The organism is Leptolyngbya sp. AN10 (assembly GCF_050565645.1).
In the GTDB taxonomy this organism is placed as follows: Bacteria; Cyanobacteriota; Cyanobacteriia; order Leptolyngbyales; family Leptolyngbyaceae; genus Leptolyngbya.
Genome location: NZ_JBNXVP010000003.1, coordinates 296288 through 310310, shown reverse-complemented (window position 1 = coordinate 310310; position 14023 = coordinate 296288). Strand labels below are relative to the sequence as shown.

Annotated in this window: 15 protein-coding genes; 3 read left to right on the top strand and 12 right to left on the bottom strand. The window is 46.1% G+C overall.

Annotated elements, in window-relative coordinates; all coding sequences use genetic code 11:
• Positions 1-5: 5 nt before the first annotated feature.
• Genes ACQ4M5_RS06250 through ACQ4M5_RS06240 form a run of 3 tightly spaced genes read right to left on the bottom strand, consistent with a single transcriptional unit; the run spans position 6 to position 2102 of the window.
• A complete protein-coding gene (locus tag ACQ4M5_RS06250; protein WP_430674753.1) occupies positions 6-413 on the bottom strand; it encodes an ExbD/TolR family protein in 408 nt (135 codons plus the stop codon).
• Entirely contained in the window at positions 403-1056 is a 654-nt protein-coding gene (locus tag ACQ4M5_RS06245) for a MotA/TolQ/ExbB proton channel family protein (RefSeq protein WP_430674752.1), read from the bottom strand. The genes ACQ4M5_RS06250 and ACQ4M5_RS06245 overlap by 11 nt, the downstream gene beginning before the upstream one ends.
• Positions 1056-2102 (bottom strand): Fe(3+) ABC transporter substrate-binding protein, encoded by a 1047-nt coding sequence (locus ACQ4M5_RS06240; protein WP_430674751.1) that lies wholly within the window; start codon positions 2100-2102, stop codon positions 1056-1058. The genes ACQ4M5_RS06245 and ACQ4M5_RS06240 overlap by 1 nt, the downstream gene beginning before the upstream one ends.
• 274 nt (positions 2103-2376) lie before the next feature.
• Between ACQ4M5_RS06240 and ACQ4M5_RS06235 the strand changes: the two genes are divergently transcribed.
• Positions 2377-3057 carry a hypothetical protein gene (locus ACQ4M5_RS06235; RefSeq protein ID WP_430674750.1) on the top strand — a complete coding sequence of 227 codons (681 nt, stop codon included), beginning with the start codon at positions 2377-2379 and terminating at the stop codon, positions 3055-3057.
• Here ACQ4M5_RS06235 and ACQ4M5_RS06230 read toward each other — a convergent pair.
• The 6 genes from ACQ4M5_RS06230 to ACQ4M5_RS06205 all read right to left on the bottom strand — a co-directional run bounded on the left by ACQ4M5_RS06230 (position 3016) and on the right by ACQ4M5_RS06205 (position 8311).
• Positions 3016-3567: a Crp/Fnr family transcriptional regulator gene (locus ACQ4M5_RS06230; RefSeq protein WP_430674749.1), complete on the bottom strand. Its 552-nt coding sequence runs from the start codon at positions 3565-3567 to the stop codon at positions 3016-3018. The two genes, ACQ4M5_RS06235 and ACQ4M5_RS06230, sit on opposite strands and share 42 nt — an antisense overlap.
• A gap of 46 nt (positions 3568-3613) precedes the next feature.
• Positions 3614-3925, bottom strand: coding sequence for a hypothetical protein (locus ACQ4M5_RS06225; protein ID WP_430674748.1), 312 nt, complete (start codon positions 3923-3925; stop codon positions 3614-3616).
• Between the two features lie 88 nt (positions 3926-4013).
• The gene (locus ACQ4M5_RS06220; RefSeq protein ID WP_430674747.1) at positions 4014-5042 is read right to left on the bottom strand and encodes a chlorophyll a/b binding light-harvesting protein; all 1029 of its coding nucleotides are present in this window, start codon (positions 5040-5042) and stop codon (positions 4014-4016) included.
• Between the two features lie 520 nt (positions 5043-5562).
• Positions 5563-6519, bottom strand: a complete 957-nt coding sequence (locus ACQ4M5_RS06215) for a sucrase ferredoxin (protein ID WP_430674746.1) — start codon at positions 6517-6519, stop codon at positions 5563-5565.
• Positions 6520-6708: 189 nt separating this feature from the next.
• Complete coding sequence (locus ACQ4M5_RS06210) at positions 6709-7812, bottom strand: glutamate--cysteine ligase (RefSeq protein ID WP_430674745.1); 1104 nt, start codon at positions 7810-7812, stop codon at positions 6709-6711.
• A 100-nt stretch (positions 7813-7912) separates the two neighbouring features.
• Positions 7913-8311 carry a VOC family protein gene (locus tag ACQ4M5_RS06205; RefSeq protein ID WP_430674744.1) on the bottom strand — a complete coding sequence of 133 codons (399 nt, stop codon included), beginning with the start codon at positions 8309-8311 and terminating at the stop codon, positions 7913-7915.
• Between the two features lie 216 nt (positions 8312-8527).
• Here ACQ4M5_RS06205 and ACQ4M5_RS06200 point away from each other — a divergent pair, with 216 nt between their 5' ends.
• Positions 8528-8974, top strand: coding sequence for a hypothetical protein (locus tag ACQ4M5_RS06200; RefSeq protein WP_430674743.1), 447 nt, complete (start codon positions 8528-8530; stop codon positions 8972-8974).
• A 133-nt stretch (positions 8975-9107) separates the two neighbouring features.
• Here ACQ4M5_RS06200 and ACQ4M5_RS06195 read toward each other — a convergent pair whose 3' ends face one another.
• Positions 9108-10217: a tetratricopeptide repeat protein gene (locus tag ACQ4M5_RS06195; protein ID WP_430674742.1), complete on the bottom strand. Its 1110-nt coding sequence runs from the start codon at positions 10215-10217 to the stop codon at positions 9108-9110.
• A gap of 127 nt (positions 10218-10344) precedes the next feature.
• On the bottom strand, positions 10345-10833 hold the full coding sequence (locus ACQ4M5_RS06190; RefSeq protein ID WP_430674741.1) for a hypothetical protein: 489 nt from the start codon (positions 10831-10833) through the stop codon (positions 10345-10347).
• A gap of 436 nt (positions 10834-11269) precedes the next feature.
• Here ACQ4M5_RS06190 and ACQ4M5_RS06185 point away from each other — a divergent pair, with 436 nt between their 5' ends.
• A complete protein-coding gene (locus ACQ4M5_RS06185; protein ID WP_430674740.1) occupies positions 11270-12658 on the top strand; it encodes a PQQ-binding-like beta-propeller repeat protein in 1389 nt (462 codons plus the stop codon).
• Here the strand turns inward: ACQ4M5_RS06185 and ACQ4M5_RS06180 are convergent.
• Positions 12655-14004, bottom strand: coding sequence for an anthranilate synthase component I (locus ACQ4M5_RS06180; RefSeq protein WP_430674739.1), 1350 nt, complete (start codon positions 14002-14004; stop codon positions 12655-12657). The two genes, ACQ4M5_RS06185 and ACQ4M5_RS06180, sit on opposite strands and share 4 nt — an antisense overlap.
• Positions 14005-14023: the final 19 nt, after the last annotated feature.

Here is a 14023-nt window from a genome sequence, read left to right as displayed (position 1 = left end):
GTAAATTACTCGATCGCTAACGAGACGCGATCGCCGCCTAGCTCTTTCAGCGTTCCAAGCACTTGGATCACTTCCTCGTAAGGCAATTGCTTATCAGCTTTCAGCACAACGACACCTTTAGGATTCTGAGCTAGATAGGTCTGAATCGTTTGGGTTAACTGTTCGCGAGTGGCGGGACTGCCCTGCAACAAAATCTGCTGCTGTTGATTTAAGCCCACAATCAGTGGATCGGTCGGTCGTTCTCGATTCACCCCGGATCTCGAACTCGGCAAAGCGACATCCACCGATTGAAAATTGGTCAAAGTCATCGACACGATGATGAAGAACGTGAGAATCGTCATAATCACATCCATCATCGGAACCAAGTTCACTTCTGGCATTGATGATCCGCTTTGTCTTGACTTAGATCTCATCGCTGATACTTCCTCGCTTGTACCAAACCTGTCGATAGATTAGCTCTAGTTCACTCCCAATCTCTGCAAAGTAATCCATCTGTTTGGCTTGCAGGGTGACACACAACCGGAAAATCGCTAGAGCAACGATCGCAACAATCATGCCAGCAGCAGTCGTGATCAGTGCTTCTGCAATTCCCAACGCAGCTTTAGAGGTATCCACTGCACTTCCAGCACCCCCAATTCTGAGATTAAAGAACGTGATGATCAGTCCCGTCACGGTTCCTAACAATCCCAACAAAGGAGCCATTGCAATCACAGTTTCGAGCAGTTTGTCTCCTTTGTGCATTCTGGCAAGTTCTTTGTCGCTGGCTGACTCTAGTGCTAATCGCAGTGTTTCTGGCTCTGGACGATCGAGCTTTAGCGCCGAGTACAAAAAACGCGCGATCGCAATTTCGGTGTGAGATTCGGCAATCGATCGCGCATGATTTAGGTCAGATTCAGCCGCCGCTAAAATGCGATGCGCTAAACGGTCTTCACCGCTCAACACCGTCCACCAGAACCAAGCGCGTTCTAGCGCACAAGCGATCGTTAGCATCGATAGACCTGTCATGGGAATCATCACAGGTCCACCTTTTGCGACTAAATCAAACAGCGTTGACATTACTTCCAGCCTGCCCGGTCCATGATTTTGAGTGCTTCTGCATTGTTGCGACCATAGATCGCTGCACTCAGATTATCAGATTTGAATGTTCCATAGCTGGCTAACACAGCATCGATCGGAACACCCGAAATGGCTGGATATTCATTGTTGCTTTCCGCAAAAATTTGCTGTGCCTCCTTGCTTGCGAGGTACTCCAGAAATTGAATTGCAGCCGCTCTGTTGGGCGCGGTTTTGAGGACACCACCGCCACAGATGTTGATGTGAGTTCCTCGATCTTTTTGATTCGGGAAAAAGACACCAATTTTTGACGCAATTTCTTTTTCTTCTGATTTGTTCGATTTTGCGAGACGAGGGAGATAGTACGTGTTCACCAGTGTCAAATCTCCCAATCCTGCGGCGATCGATTTAATCTGAGCCGTATCATTTCCTTCAGGCGAACGGGCAAAGTTTGACACCAAACCTTTCACCCATTCCTCGGTTTTTTGATTCCCGTGCGCTGCCAGAATCGATCCTGTGAGCGATTGGTTGTAGACATGACTCGACGATCGTGTGATGATCCGTCCCTTCCATTTCGGATCTGCCAAATCTTCGTAGGTCGAAAGCTCCGAAGGCTTGACGCGATCTTTGTTGTACATGATGACTCGCGCCCGTCGAGTGAATCCATACCACAGTCCGTTTGGCTCCCGTAAGCTGGCAGGGATCGCAGATTTCAACACGCTAGAGTCTACAGGCTGAAATAATCCAGCTTCTTGGGCACGCCATAACCGACCTGCATCGACCGTGATCAAAACATCTGCGGGGCTGTTTGCTCCTTCGCTTTTGATTCGCTCAATCAGCTTGTCGGCATCCGCTTCCACTAAGTTGACTTTGATGCCCGTTTTCTTCTGGAAGCCTTCGTAGATTGCGTTATCGCTGTCATAATGACGCGCAGAATACAAGTTTACTACGCCCGCAGCATTAGATGATTTCATCCTGACAAGCTGATGAGAGGCGACTGCCGCCATTGCTGCGCCTGAAGCCAGGAAAGTCCGTCGTTTAATCGTCATAACACTCCATTCAGTTTTCTAAAACCGACGGTTCTTGCCGTCCAATCCACTATTGAAACCAATTTCTATTAAGAAACGTAGAAGGATCTGGAACTCATGTCAAGTAAAATCTATTTAAAGTTGAGTGAATCGATCTGAATACTATAATTCATCGCCTATTCCGCCTAATTTCTAAGAAATTAGGCTAATTCAGTTGACAATAATTCCAAGCTTTGTCTTACAATAAGCGAGAATTAATCCCAATGCTGAAGGTCAGGCTTCTCGATCGCACGTTATGGTTTTCAAATTGCCCTCGATTACGCTATGGCACATGCTCCCGATCTCGATTGGGTTGCACGGATTGTTATTCGCAATTCCTATTCCCTCAACAGAGAGTGAAGCTCAGAAGCCAGATTCCGATTCTGTCAACGTCGTAAATTTACCAAAGCCATCGCCTACACAGTCCCCAACCAGTGCGATCCCCACTCCAAAACCGCAACCGACTCCCAAAGCTCAAAGAACTCCCCCACCGCGCTCAGTCCCAACCCCTGCTCCTCCGACTCCTCAGCCTTCTGTTCAAGTCCAACCCACACCACAGCCAACGACTCAGCCTTCACCTTCGATCAGTCCCTCTCCTTCACCTTCAATCACGCCATCGCCTAGTCCCTCTCCGACTGATGGGCTGCAAATTGCAGGAGCGGTTCCAGGCTGTAAGGGTCAAGTAGGATGCTGGCAGATAGCAGATTCACAAGGCAGAACGATCGCGAGAACACTGGAGCAGCAGCTTGAACAACAAGGCTTTACCTTGACACAGAAGGAATTAGATCAAGATACTGGCTTTCGAGTGTATGAAGTATCAAAAGATGGGGTGAAGCAGTACTATCTGCACATGATTTGGAGCGATCGCGGAACCGCTTATGTCCGCAACGCTGATTTACTTTCTCATAGCCAGATCACTACGCTCACAGGATTGTAAGAGAATGCGGTGCTGTCGAAGTCGCTGAATTTTTCCTGCACGTTCTAGCTCACTTAGGGTGCGAGTCACAGTTACTCTAGTTGTGCCAATTAGTTCCGCGATCGATTGATGAGTCAGCGGTATATCAATCAAATATCCGTGCGATTCGAGCCGACCAAATCGCTGCGCTAACCATTCCAAAAGACCGATTAAACGAGCCGATGCCTGCTGAATATTTGCAAGATTTAGCAATTGCTCTATCTGCTGAATGTGAGATAACAGCAAGCGAGTACAATTGTTCGAGATCGCAACTTCCCTGGCTACAACAGGACCCAAACATTCAATCTGATAAGGCTCAATGTTCGATAGGCAGTGTCCGATCACGTCTCCAGTTCCCCAAATTCCCAATGCTGCGATCGCACCTTCAGCATTCCAAGTCATCGTTCGCGCATAGCCCGATTCGATCTTCCACAAACTGTTTGGGGTAAAGGGCAATTGTTCTCGATGCCGGAACGATCGGGGGTAATTCACACTACTGCAATGTTGCAATGAGGTATATTGTTCTTCCGAATGGGGTTTAGTGGGAGCGGATGAAAGAGTGAGGAGCATTTTTCTTACGTTTAGAAATAGGTTGAATTGCAGGGTGAGGTTCAAAGTCTAAACAATGAATTGCATCTTCAGTCAGTGCTTCGCAGGGTCGAACGGTGCATTTGAGGTTGTAATCGCCTGTAAAGTAAGCGCAGCGACTACAAGGAATCCGGTGCAATCGTCTTAAGCGCTTTACCCCGTCTTGTCCTGCCCAACTCAGACTAAAGAGAAAGACCGCCAATAGTCCAAAGATGCAAAAGCAGCAGAGAAAGATCTGGCAGAGTTGAACGAAATAGCTCATGGTTTGGTAGGAAATTGTGGGGAGGCAAAAGAAATGGCTCGATTGATGGAAGAGAAATTTTCCTCTCCCATCAATCGATCGTGAATTGCTACACTTGCACCGAGTTTAATGCTTTCTCAACTCGTTTGAAGTCAAATCCCATTGCGCGGAGTGCATGCCAGAGATGCCCTTGCAAGAAGAAGAACGCTAAGAAGAAATGAGCATTTGCTAACCAAGCACGGGGAGTATGAGCGCCCATTGGCAGCTTTACAGTATCAGCAAAGTAAGGCGTGATGCCGAGCTTAACTTCGAGTGCAGGACCATAAAACTCAACCGGATAAGCCAGAGTGTTGACTGCACAGAAGTAAGCGGCAACAAATCCTGCAAGTGCAATTCCGCCGAGTGAATAAGACAGGATTGCTTCACCAGAAAAAATCAACAGGTTCCTCGCCCATTTCAGCGGTGGGACGAGGATATGCCAAATTCCACCAATGATTAGCATCAGACCAACATAGATGTGACCGCCGACTAGATCCTCTAGATTGTTCACGCTTGCAAAGTGGGTCTGATACCCAAAGATCACAACGGGATCTAACGTTGGGCTAGTCACCGTTCGGACAGCTTGAATCGTTGAATCATAGAGTCCACCACAGAACATCGCTTTCGCAACGAGCAACAATGCCCCTGCACCTAGAAATAAGAGGTGATGCCCCAGGATAAATCCGAGGGATTCAGGCTTTTCCCATTCAAAATGGAACTTCCGAGCCTGTCCGGTTGCTTCTTTCAAGTCTTGTGGCGCTCTGAAGGTGTGAAACAATGCACCTGCTCCCAGAACTGCCGAGGAAATCAAATGAACTGCTCCAACCACAAAGTAAGGATAAGTATCAACAATCTGTCCACCTTTACCGACTCCTAAACCCAGTGTTGCAAGATGAGGAAGAAGAATGAGTCCTTGTGCGCCCATTGGAATCTCTGGCGAATATCGAGAGAGTTCAAACAAAGTAAACGCACCTGCCCAAAAGGTAATGAGTGCAGCTTGGGCAACATGAGCAGCAATGAATAAGCCCGATAGATTCGCAAATCGGGCATTCCCCGCCCACCAATCGTATTCGACTTCTGGATTTCCGTAACTTTGCATCGTTTATTTTTCTCCTAGTTAGAATTTGCTGAAGCTTTTAAGAAATGGATTGTTTAACTAAGCGCCCTTCTAAGCGTTCTTCAAATTACGTTCTGTGTTTTGCTTTTTCTTGCGCCAGTTATTGACTATAAATCTCAATAAGCTTAAAACAGAGTTTAGCATTATTGCTGCAAAAAATTCCTATTAAATAATGTTACGATGAACCCTAGAATTATGTTCAAATCTAAAAAAGATTCAGAGTTCTAATCGAACAGGAAAGCGAAAATGCTCTACTACTGATGTGACGATAGATCAGCCAACAATGCTGATCTATCGTCACATCATAACGACGTGCCTACAAATTATTGAGAATCTTCTCAGATTAGATAAGAGTATCGAATGTCAAAACAGAATTACCGTTGGTCTGACGATCGCGTTCTAACCTCTAGTGAACTTACTATGTTGAATAGGAGCGATCGAGGTTCCGGCTAGAGCAGTTCTTCTTTGTTTATCTAGTTACTTTACCGCCGTCGCTATTGATTCAAAGTAGCTGAAAAACTGTCTCCTGCGTCTGTTTCCGATAGTCTGCCCAGTGCGATCGTTGATCAACAAATTGCAGATTTTCAACAGCAAACTTTCTGACTTGGGTAGGCTGATTGCTATTGCAAGAACTCAGGATCATTTGAGATTCTGCTTCAATAATTCTTGCTGTATACACGATTGTTTCATCTCCCGGTTTCTCGCATCGAAGCTCAACGTGCATCAATTCCGGCTCTAAAATTCTGTAGTGAACTTGATACTGAAACCAGTCCCAACCTCGTTGCAATGCAATCTCTCGTTCCATCACCTGAATCGGTGCAGGTAAAATTCCCCACCCTCGATAAACCCGATTTAAACACTGAATATCACCACTGCGCTGCAAAATTGCACTCAAGCTAGTTTCATCAAGTGCGCCATAGTACCGCCCGTCTGGGAAGGTTACGATCGTTGGCGCAAACCGATGTCCTCCGATATGGCTTACTTGCCAAAATCGAGTATTGCTGAGTTGAAATTGATCCACAAGCTTGAGAGCTTGACGATAGAAGGGATAGCCGAATTTAGCGCAGCATTTGTCGTGACTCCCGTGAGTACATACAAAAACGTCTTGAGTATCGCTAGGATAACACTCAATCTCTAATCCAGTTGGGTTGAGATGTTGCTCTAATAGAGGCGCAACTTGATCAATGCTTTCTAGTTCAAACTCCCGTTTGTGATATCCACTGGGTAAGACCTTACGAAAAACCATGACCCGCGATCGCACTCGTGATTCTCCTAGAAACAGCAGAAAACGAATACTGCGGTCAATACTACGAATTTTTTGAATCGTTTCTCTGAGATTGAGTGGAATTTTCTTAGAGTCGATCGCCTTGGATGCCCACGGTAAAGGACATTCAATCAAGACATACATCGAAGAATTTGGGGCGCTTCCAATCAACTCTTCGCCAGACTCGTGAGACATTTTTGCACAGAACATCTGGTCCGTTATTGCTCCTAACAACGCGACTAAATCAAACTGAAATTTTTCTCTGCACCAGAAACCTTCAGCATCAGTGACACTTCCAGAGATCGGGAATAGCTACCTGATGCTGATCTAAATCAACCCTTAAAAAAGATTATGCGTTAATCTAGCTCTTAATGCAAGTCATTCTCATTTATCTAGGTATGACTGTTTGAGAGCGTCTTCAATACTACCAAGACGAGTAAAAGCATGAATGAGCTGATGCGCTCTTGTTCTGCCTGTTTCTAGCATTGTTCTCAAGAGACCCACTTTCTCTAAGTCGCGATCGCGACTCAAAGCAATTTCAACCGCATCTAAAACTTGTGTTGCATTGAGAACAATATGCGGATCATCGAACCCTGCGATCGCAGAACGCTGATGCAAATTTTGATCTGGTACTGTCGCACGACCGAGAAGTGATTGATCAAGTACTAGCCCTTTTAGCAACGCCAAAAGCGCCCCGTACAACTTAAAATCGTCACAGCTATCAAAGGCTTTGAATTCAATTCTGCCAACTTCTGCTGAGAGACGAGCAATCTTTGTGAGAGAAGGATTGCTTTTAATCAAGTCTTCCTGCCTTTCTAGAAATACCATTGTTGCAGGTCTAGCTCCTGTTCGCTCAAAAGTTCGGGCTGAAAGTCCATGCCAGCGATCGCACCCTCGAAACGGCGAACTAAAGCTAAACGGAATGACATAAGGACTATAAAACGTGAGCTTCCGACCAATATCGATCAGTTGTGCAGTCGTCAATCCAGCAAATGAGAGATTCAAATCAGGTCCATAAGTCAGCATCGGAATATTAGCAGTCTGCTTTTCAGGCGAGGCTTGTCGTCGCTGAATCTCGTACTCGGTTAGTGGCGGATTTGGCGCAAACTCGGTGTGAAAGGGGTTAAAGCTAATCAGAACAGGAGTAAATCCAAACTGAGCCGCAACCTTTCTCAACAGACTAAAACTATCGGACAGTTCCGCGATCGCACCATCAATGCCAGAATGCACCGTTGTTCTGATCTCAATCCCCTTTGGCAGACAATCAATCACTTTTTCTGAATCTTGGAACCGCTCAAACCCTTCAATATACCAGCGTTTTTTCTTAATTCCAGCATCACCAATTCGCAAAGCAGTGTAGTCTTCTGCATAGGTTGGCAGTGCTTCAATGATTTGATTAAACTGGGCAAAACTTGTGCAGGAGAAGTCAGCAAATTTCTCTTCCTGATTTAGAAAAGCAACTTCATGCTCAATGCCAAACTGAAACATGACTCAATCCTCGCTAAAAATTCGACATGCGGCAAACAACTACATCTGGCTAGTTCGTGCATCTTGCAACTTTGAAATGAAGAATGACTTGCTTTTGCGGTTAGTGATTTTCTAATTCTGTGGTCTTCTGAAGCAAAGCTCTTAGCTGACTATCATCGACAGGCTGAAGTAGGCTCAAGAGATGACCATCTGGAGTCCGAATTGCTGCAACTTTACCAAAAGCAGGTTGTCTCACTTGACCTTCGAGCTTTGCCCCCATTGTTTCTAAGTCTTCGATCGTGGTGTAAATATCCGCGACGTGAAAACTCAGAACTGGGGAGCTAATGAGGAATGGTTTTTCTGGGGAAGCATGAAGCGCGATGATTGTGCTGTCGGCTTCTAACTCTGCCCAAGATCTCGTTGCAATTTTGATCGGAAGCCCTAAGCCTTGATGAAAGAAGTTTGCAGTCGATAAAACGTCCTCCACCATCAGCATAATGTGCTTGAACTGAGCGCTCATTTAGGTTTCTCCAATTACGGTCACAAACAGCTACCAGAGTTTCAGGGTAATTCAGGTAATATTGCCAGTCAAGATGACATTTATTCTCAATTAAGAGTAAGATACTCTTGGACGAATTGCAAGTAGATCTTGAATTACAGCATGAACTCTATTGATAGACTTGTTCCTCGACCCAATCTGCGTTAGAACCAAAGCATCAAGTTAGGTTTGATCTTGATGCTGAAATATTGGCAATATAAGCTCGTTCTTGGAATCGCACTGATCGCTAGTGGAACTTTGATTGTTCACACTGGACAACAGCGATCGGCAACCCTTTTAGCGCTGGATACGAATACAGGCAAGATTCAATGGTTTCGACCCCTCCGATCTGAGAAAGATTTTTACAGTCGGGGCGCGATCGCATCAAACGGAACAGTTATCTTAGGTTCAGCCGAATCGAGTCAGCCTGAACAACGATCATCGGATACTTATCGGAGTTGGGTTGATGCTGAATCACTCTACCTCAACTGTTATCGTCGCCAGAACAATCAAGCTTCAACCACAACCATGTCTCTCTCGTCTAAAACTGGACAGATCCAATGGCAAACTTTGGACATCTCTAAATTATTCGTTGATTTAGACGATCGCAGATTGACGAAACTAATACTCTTGCCATTTCATTGAATTCAAGGACTTTGAGCAGACCCAGTACATAACTGCCTTGCGGTCTTCGATCGTCTATTTAGGTGGAAAAATTCTAAATGTGCTCTCAAGGTTTAGCATTAGCCTGAATGGTTGTACTCTTCTCCGTGACCTCCTACCTTCCAATAGCTCTAATATTGTTCAGGATCTCTGTTTCTCCATCACGGTTTCCTACGGCACGATGAAGCAGTAAGGCTTGATTGTAATACTTCAATGCTTCCGGCTTCTGTCCTAGAGAGCTGTAGATGAACCCGATATTATTTAGTGCTTTTGCTTCTTCATGGCGGTTTCCTACGGCACGATGAAGCAGTAAGGCTTGATTGTAATACTTCAATGCTTCCGGCTTCTGTCCTAGAGAGCTGTAGACAAACCCAATATTGTTCAGAGTCACTGCTTCTCCACGACGGTCGCCCACGGCACGATGGAGCGGTAAGGCTCGGTTGTAGTACTTCAATGCTTCTGACTGCTGTTTCAAGGAGTCATAGACAAGCCCGATACTGCTCAGGGTCACTGCTTCTCCACGACGGTCGCCCACAGCACGATGGAGCGGTAAGGCTTGATTATAATGCTTCAACGCTTCTGACTGCTGTCCCAAAGAGTCGTAGACATCCCCAATATTATTTAGTACCGTTGCTTCTCCACGACGGTTTCCTACGGTACGATGAAGCGGTAAGGCTTGATTGTAGTACTTCAATGCTTCTGAGTGCCGTCCCAAGACGCTGTAGACAAGCCCAATATTATTTAGTGCCGTTGCTTCTCCACGACGGTTTCCTACGGCACGCTGGAGCGGTAAGGCTCGGTTGTGATACTTCAATGCTTCTGAGTGCTGTCCCAAGAAGACGTAGACAAACCCGATACTGTCCAGCGTCGTTGCTTCTCCACGACGGTCGCCCACGGCGCGATAGAGCGGTAAGGCTTGATTGTAGTAATCCAATGCCTTCTGATTCTCGTTCAAGTCGCTGTAGATGCTTCCTAAGTAGAGTGACGATCGTGCTTGTTTATCAGAAGCCTTTGCAGATCGACTGAGTTGTAGAGCTTTCTCGAACACAACGATCGCTTTTCTCAACGATTCCGCGCTCCCTTCCTCATACAGCTTGACCCCTTGCGCGATCGCACGATCAATCTCACCCGTCCGTTCAGCTTGCGCGATCGCTGGTACTCCGTGAGAAACTTCCGAGGGCACGATCAGCATCGCTGACAAGCCCAGAATCAAACCTGGCACCATAACCCCTCTTCTTATCCAAACTCGGTTACGGTCACAATCAACATTACTCATCGTCTCATTCTCCAACTCGAAAGTGACTCATCATGACTCTACCAAGCCCATAACTACAGATTTTGCCCTCCCACCCTCATGTGCAATATTGTTCTCCCCAGACAATTTGGGTTGGGCGATCGGCTTCAAAGCATTTAAAGAAGTCAAATTTTCTTCCAGGCATGATTCCAACGGAATGATACCAACCTGAAGCCGACAACGCAAAACTTACCATTCCAACAGAGCGACAGTTTTGAATGACATCCGTCGCTGGTGCTTTAAGACGTTGAGGCGATTTCATGACGGTATCGGCATCCGCTCCGCTGAGAATAAACACATAGTTCATGGGGCGGTCAGAGGGGGAATCTCGGTAAGTCTTGGAAACATCACGAATCCGAATTGCAGTTTCTACCTTTCGATTCGCGCTGAGTTGATTTTGGGCTTTGAAGAGTGCTGTGGTGCAACTCCGAGAGTCTTCCGCTCGGATCGCAGTAGGAAGGCTCAGAACTGCAAAAGTATTGATTACAGTCACTCCTATTACAACGAACTGGCGCAGCGTTCCGGATTTCGGATCTCTAAAATTCATAACCGTTATCCTTTCTTATGTTCAGACCGGCTTAAACCATTGACAGCGAACGGACTGCACCTCTTCTTGAATTATATCGAGTGAGTTACTCTTTTACTAGATTTTGCAGTAATACCAAATTGATTTTTGAGTGCTACAGATTCGGCAAGCCCCCTAACCCGCAAGTTTGGGGGAACAAGAATCAGAATCAAAGTTCCCCAGAATTGGGGGATTTAGGGGGCGAAGGATCTATAGCAACGACAGATTGATTTGGTATAAGGCTCTAGATCGATAAACAAGATTATGAAACTCAGAGACGAGGACGACTCAGTTTTTGTTCCCTGGCAAATTAGAGTTAATCTATCGCCAGTGATAGGAGGGAGCCGCAATCGTGAATAACCTTGTTTCTGAGTTGCTTTTGGGTTAGAACCGAAGTGTCAGATTAGGGCTTCCCTTAATGCTCAAACATTGGCAGTATAAGCTCGTTCTTGGAATCGCACTGATCACGGGTGGAGTTTGGACAGTTCATGTGGGACAACGGAGATCGGCAACCCTTTTAGCGCTGGATACGAATACAGGCAAGATTCAATGGTTTCGACCCCTCCGATCTGAGAAAGATTTTTACAGTCGGGGCGCGATCGCATCCAATGGCACAGTCGTCTTAGGTTCAGCCGAATCGAGTCAGCCTGAACAACGATCATCGAATACTTATCGGATTAGTGCGTTTGATGCTCAGTCCGGCAATCCGCTTTGGACGACACAACTAAACTCTCCTGTGGACGATGCTGACAGAATTGGATATTGGTTTGCTTCCACCTACTCGCTCGATCTGCAACCGAATGCGGTTTATGCACAGATGGGTGAGGAACTGCGATCGCTTGATCCGAGAACCGGGGAGATCCGCTGGTCGATCAAACGTCCCTGGTTGAATGCGAACGATCAACCCTTACGATTTGGGTTGGGAATTGCCGCAACAGAACAAACGCTGGCAGTATTGCAGTTAGAACGGAATCAGAACTTGCTTCAGGTGATTGATCCAGAAACAGGAAAATTGATCCGTCAAACTGCGATTGCGTTTGACAAGTTAGAAAGTACGAGCAATCGAATCACAATGGCAAATCGCAGTGTTTTTCTCGAAACATCGGGGTTGATTCCTTCAGGTAAGGATAGCTTTCTTCCAAGTGGACAGGCAACGCTTACTGCTTACAATCTAGACACAGGACAAATTCGATATCGGGTTCCGATTAGCGGCGCGATCAACAATCTGCAAGCGGTTGGTCAAACAATACAGATTAGTACTGATCCTGTGTTCGATTTTAAGAATTCGGACGTTAAAGTAGGCAATCAGCTAATTGGATTGGACTTGGAAACAGGGCGAGTCCTTTGGAAAAAAGTAGACAATCAGCTTAAATGTACGGACTTTGTTTGGTCTTGGCGAGTCGATGCTGAATCGGTCTACATCACTTGCAAACGACCAAAAGAGAAATCAAGTACGATCGTATCTCTCTCAGCGCAAACTGGACAGATTCAATGGCAAACTTTAGTCAGTCCGAATCAGCACTCCGCCGAAGTGCCAGGTGCGATCGCCGATCGTCAATTTCTCACATTCAGGCGAGTTCAATCCCAACTACAAGCGATCGCGCTCGATCGACAAACTGGGAAATTGCTCTGGAGCAAAGCATTGTTTAGTTCTCAAGATTTGCCGTACATGGATTCATTTAGAGCGACTGTTGCAACTGATCAAGATAAAGTCTTTGTGCTGGATGCGGTTCCACAATGGCAGCTTTGGTTGTTGAGCCTGAATCGCGATTGGTATTTGAACCCAAGTATCGAACCAAAACCCTAGCTGTTCTGCCCTAATGCCGCGAGTTGTGCTCGTGCTTTTTGCAGTGATTCAAACCATTCGCGTTCTGGATCGCTATCGGCTACAATTCCCGCTCCGACTTGTCCCCATACGATCGCGCTATCTCCATCTTTCGCATAGAGCAAGGTTCGGATCAGAATGTTGAGATCGAGATTTCCACGTCGATCGAGATATCCACAAGAACCATAAAACAAGCTACGCCGCACAGGTTCTAGTGTTTCAATAATCTCCATACAGCGAACTTTCGGACATCCGGTAATCGTTCCACCCGGAAACAAAGCGCGAATCACATCAATTGAATTAAACTCGGATCGTACTGTTCCAACCACATTACTCACTAAGTGCATCACGTGACTGTAATGCTCAATGGCTAGTAATTCATCAACTTGCACTGTTCCCCATTCACACACTCGTCCTAAATCATTGCGTTCTAGATCCACAAGCATGATATGTTCTGCTTGTTCTTTGGTGTTATCTAGCAGTTCTTTAGCAAGTTGTCGATCGTGTTCCGGTGTCGTTCCACGCGGACGAGTTCCAGCGATCGGGCGCGTTTCAGCAATGCTATTTTCAAGTTTTACCAATCGCTCCGGAGAACAGCTAATCACATTGCCCCAAGGCGTTTTCCAATAGCTTGCAAACGGAGATGGATTGATGGATTGCAGCGATCGGTAAATTGCCCAACTCTCCGCTTCCGTTTTTGCTTCAAATCTGAGAGATAGATTGGCTTGAAAGATATCGCCTGCCCGGATGTGTTGTTTTGCTTTGAGTACGATCGCTTCGTAATCGGCTTGCTCCATGCAAAATCGAGTTTGAAACGCAGAACTTTTCACTGCTGCTCGAACTGTGTTGGATAGCTGTTTTTCAAGCTGATCTAGCTGATGTTCACTGCTTGCAGCCAACCATAAAATTTGTTGTTCGTGATCTAATACAGCAAAGCATTCTGGCTCGTACCAAAATGCTACCGGAAACGGTAAAGTCTCCTCCTTCAGATAGGGAAGCCGCTCGATTTCCCAAGCGAGATCGTAGCCTAACCATCCGAGCCAACCGCCTGTAAACGGCAGATGTTCTGGGGCTTCAGAAGTTGATGAATGGATGAGTCGATCGAGAAACGGTAGAATTTCACCGATCGCAGGTGTCCAAACTTGATTTGCTCTCGGTTGACCTGCACAAATTGAGAAGCGTCCTAACTGCGGATAGTCAGGAGATGCAGGATAAGGACTCTCTAACAGAGTTGCAATGTCATCCTGCAAAAACAATGCAGCGAAAACATCGGAACCTGTTTTATGTTGTAAGGGCAGCGATCGCCAAATCCAAGGAAGCAAAGACATAAGGAAAACCGCACATTCG

Coding starts and splice junctions, on each gene's coding strand:
- ACQ4M5_RS06250 (WP_430674753.1), bottom strand. CDS start 413: ATGAGATCTAAGTCAAGACAAAGCGGATCATCAATGCCAGAAGTGAAC.
- ACQ4M5_RS06245 (WP_430674752.1), bottom strand. CDS start 1,056: ATGTCAACGCTGTTTGATTTAGTCGCAAAAGGTGGACCTGTGATGATT.
- ACQ4M5_RS06240 (WP_430674751.1), bottom strand. CDS start 2,102: ATGACGATTAAACGACGGACTTTCCTGGCTTCAGGCGCAGCAATGGCG.
- ACQ4M5_RS06235 (WP_430674750.1), top strand. CDS start 2,377: ATGGTTTTCAAATTGCCCTCGATTACGCTATGGCACATGCTCCCGATC.
- ACQ4M5_RS06225 (WP_430674748.1), bottom strand. CDS start 3,925: ATGAGCTATTTCGTTCAACTCTGCCAGATCTTTCTCTGCTGCTTTTGC.
- ACQ4M5_RS06220 (WP_430674747.1), bottom strand. CDS start 5,042: ATGCAAAGTTACGGAAATCCAGAAGTCGAATACGATTGGTGGGCGGGG.
- ACQ4M5_RS06215 (WP_430674746.1), bottom strand. CDS start 6,519: ATGTCTCACGAGTCTGGCGAAGAGTTGATTGGAAGCGCCCCAAATTCT.
- ACQ4M5_RS06210 (WP_430674745.1), bottom strand. CDS start 7,812: ATGTTTCAGTTTGGCATTGAGCATGAAGTTGCTTTTCTAAATCAGGAA.
- ACQ4M5_RS06205 (WP_430674744.1), bottom strand. CDS start 8,311: ATGAGCGCTCAGTTCAAGCACATTATGCTGATGGTGGAGGACGTTTTA.
- ACQ4M5_RS06200 (WP_430674743.1), top strand. CDS start 8,528: ATGCTGAAATATTGGCAATATAAGCTCGTTCTTGGAATCGCACTGATC.
- ACQ4M5_RS06195 (WP_430674742.1), bottom strand. CDS start 10,217: ATGGTGCCAGGTTTGATTCTGGGCTTGTCAGCGATGCTGATCGTGCCC.
- ACQ4M5_RS06190 (WP_430674741.1), bottom strand. CDS start 10,833: ATGAATTTTAGAGATCCGAAATCCGGAACGCTGCGCCAGTTCGTTGTA.
- ACQ4M5_RS06185 (WP_430674740.1), top strand. CDS start 11,270: ATGCTCAAACATTGGCAGTATAAGCTCGTTCTTGGAATCGCACTGATC.
- ACQ4M5_RS06180 (WP_430674739.1), bottom strand. CDS start 14,004: ATGTCTTTGCTTCCTTGGATTTGGCGATCGCTGCCCTTACAACATAAA.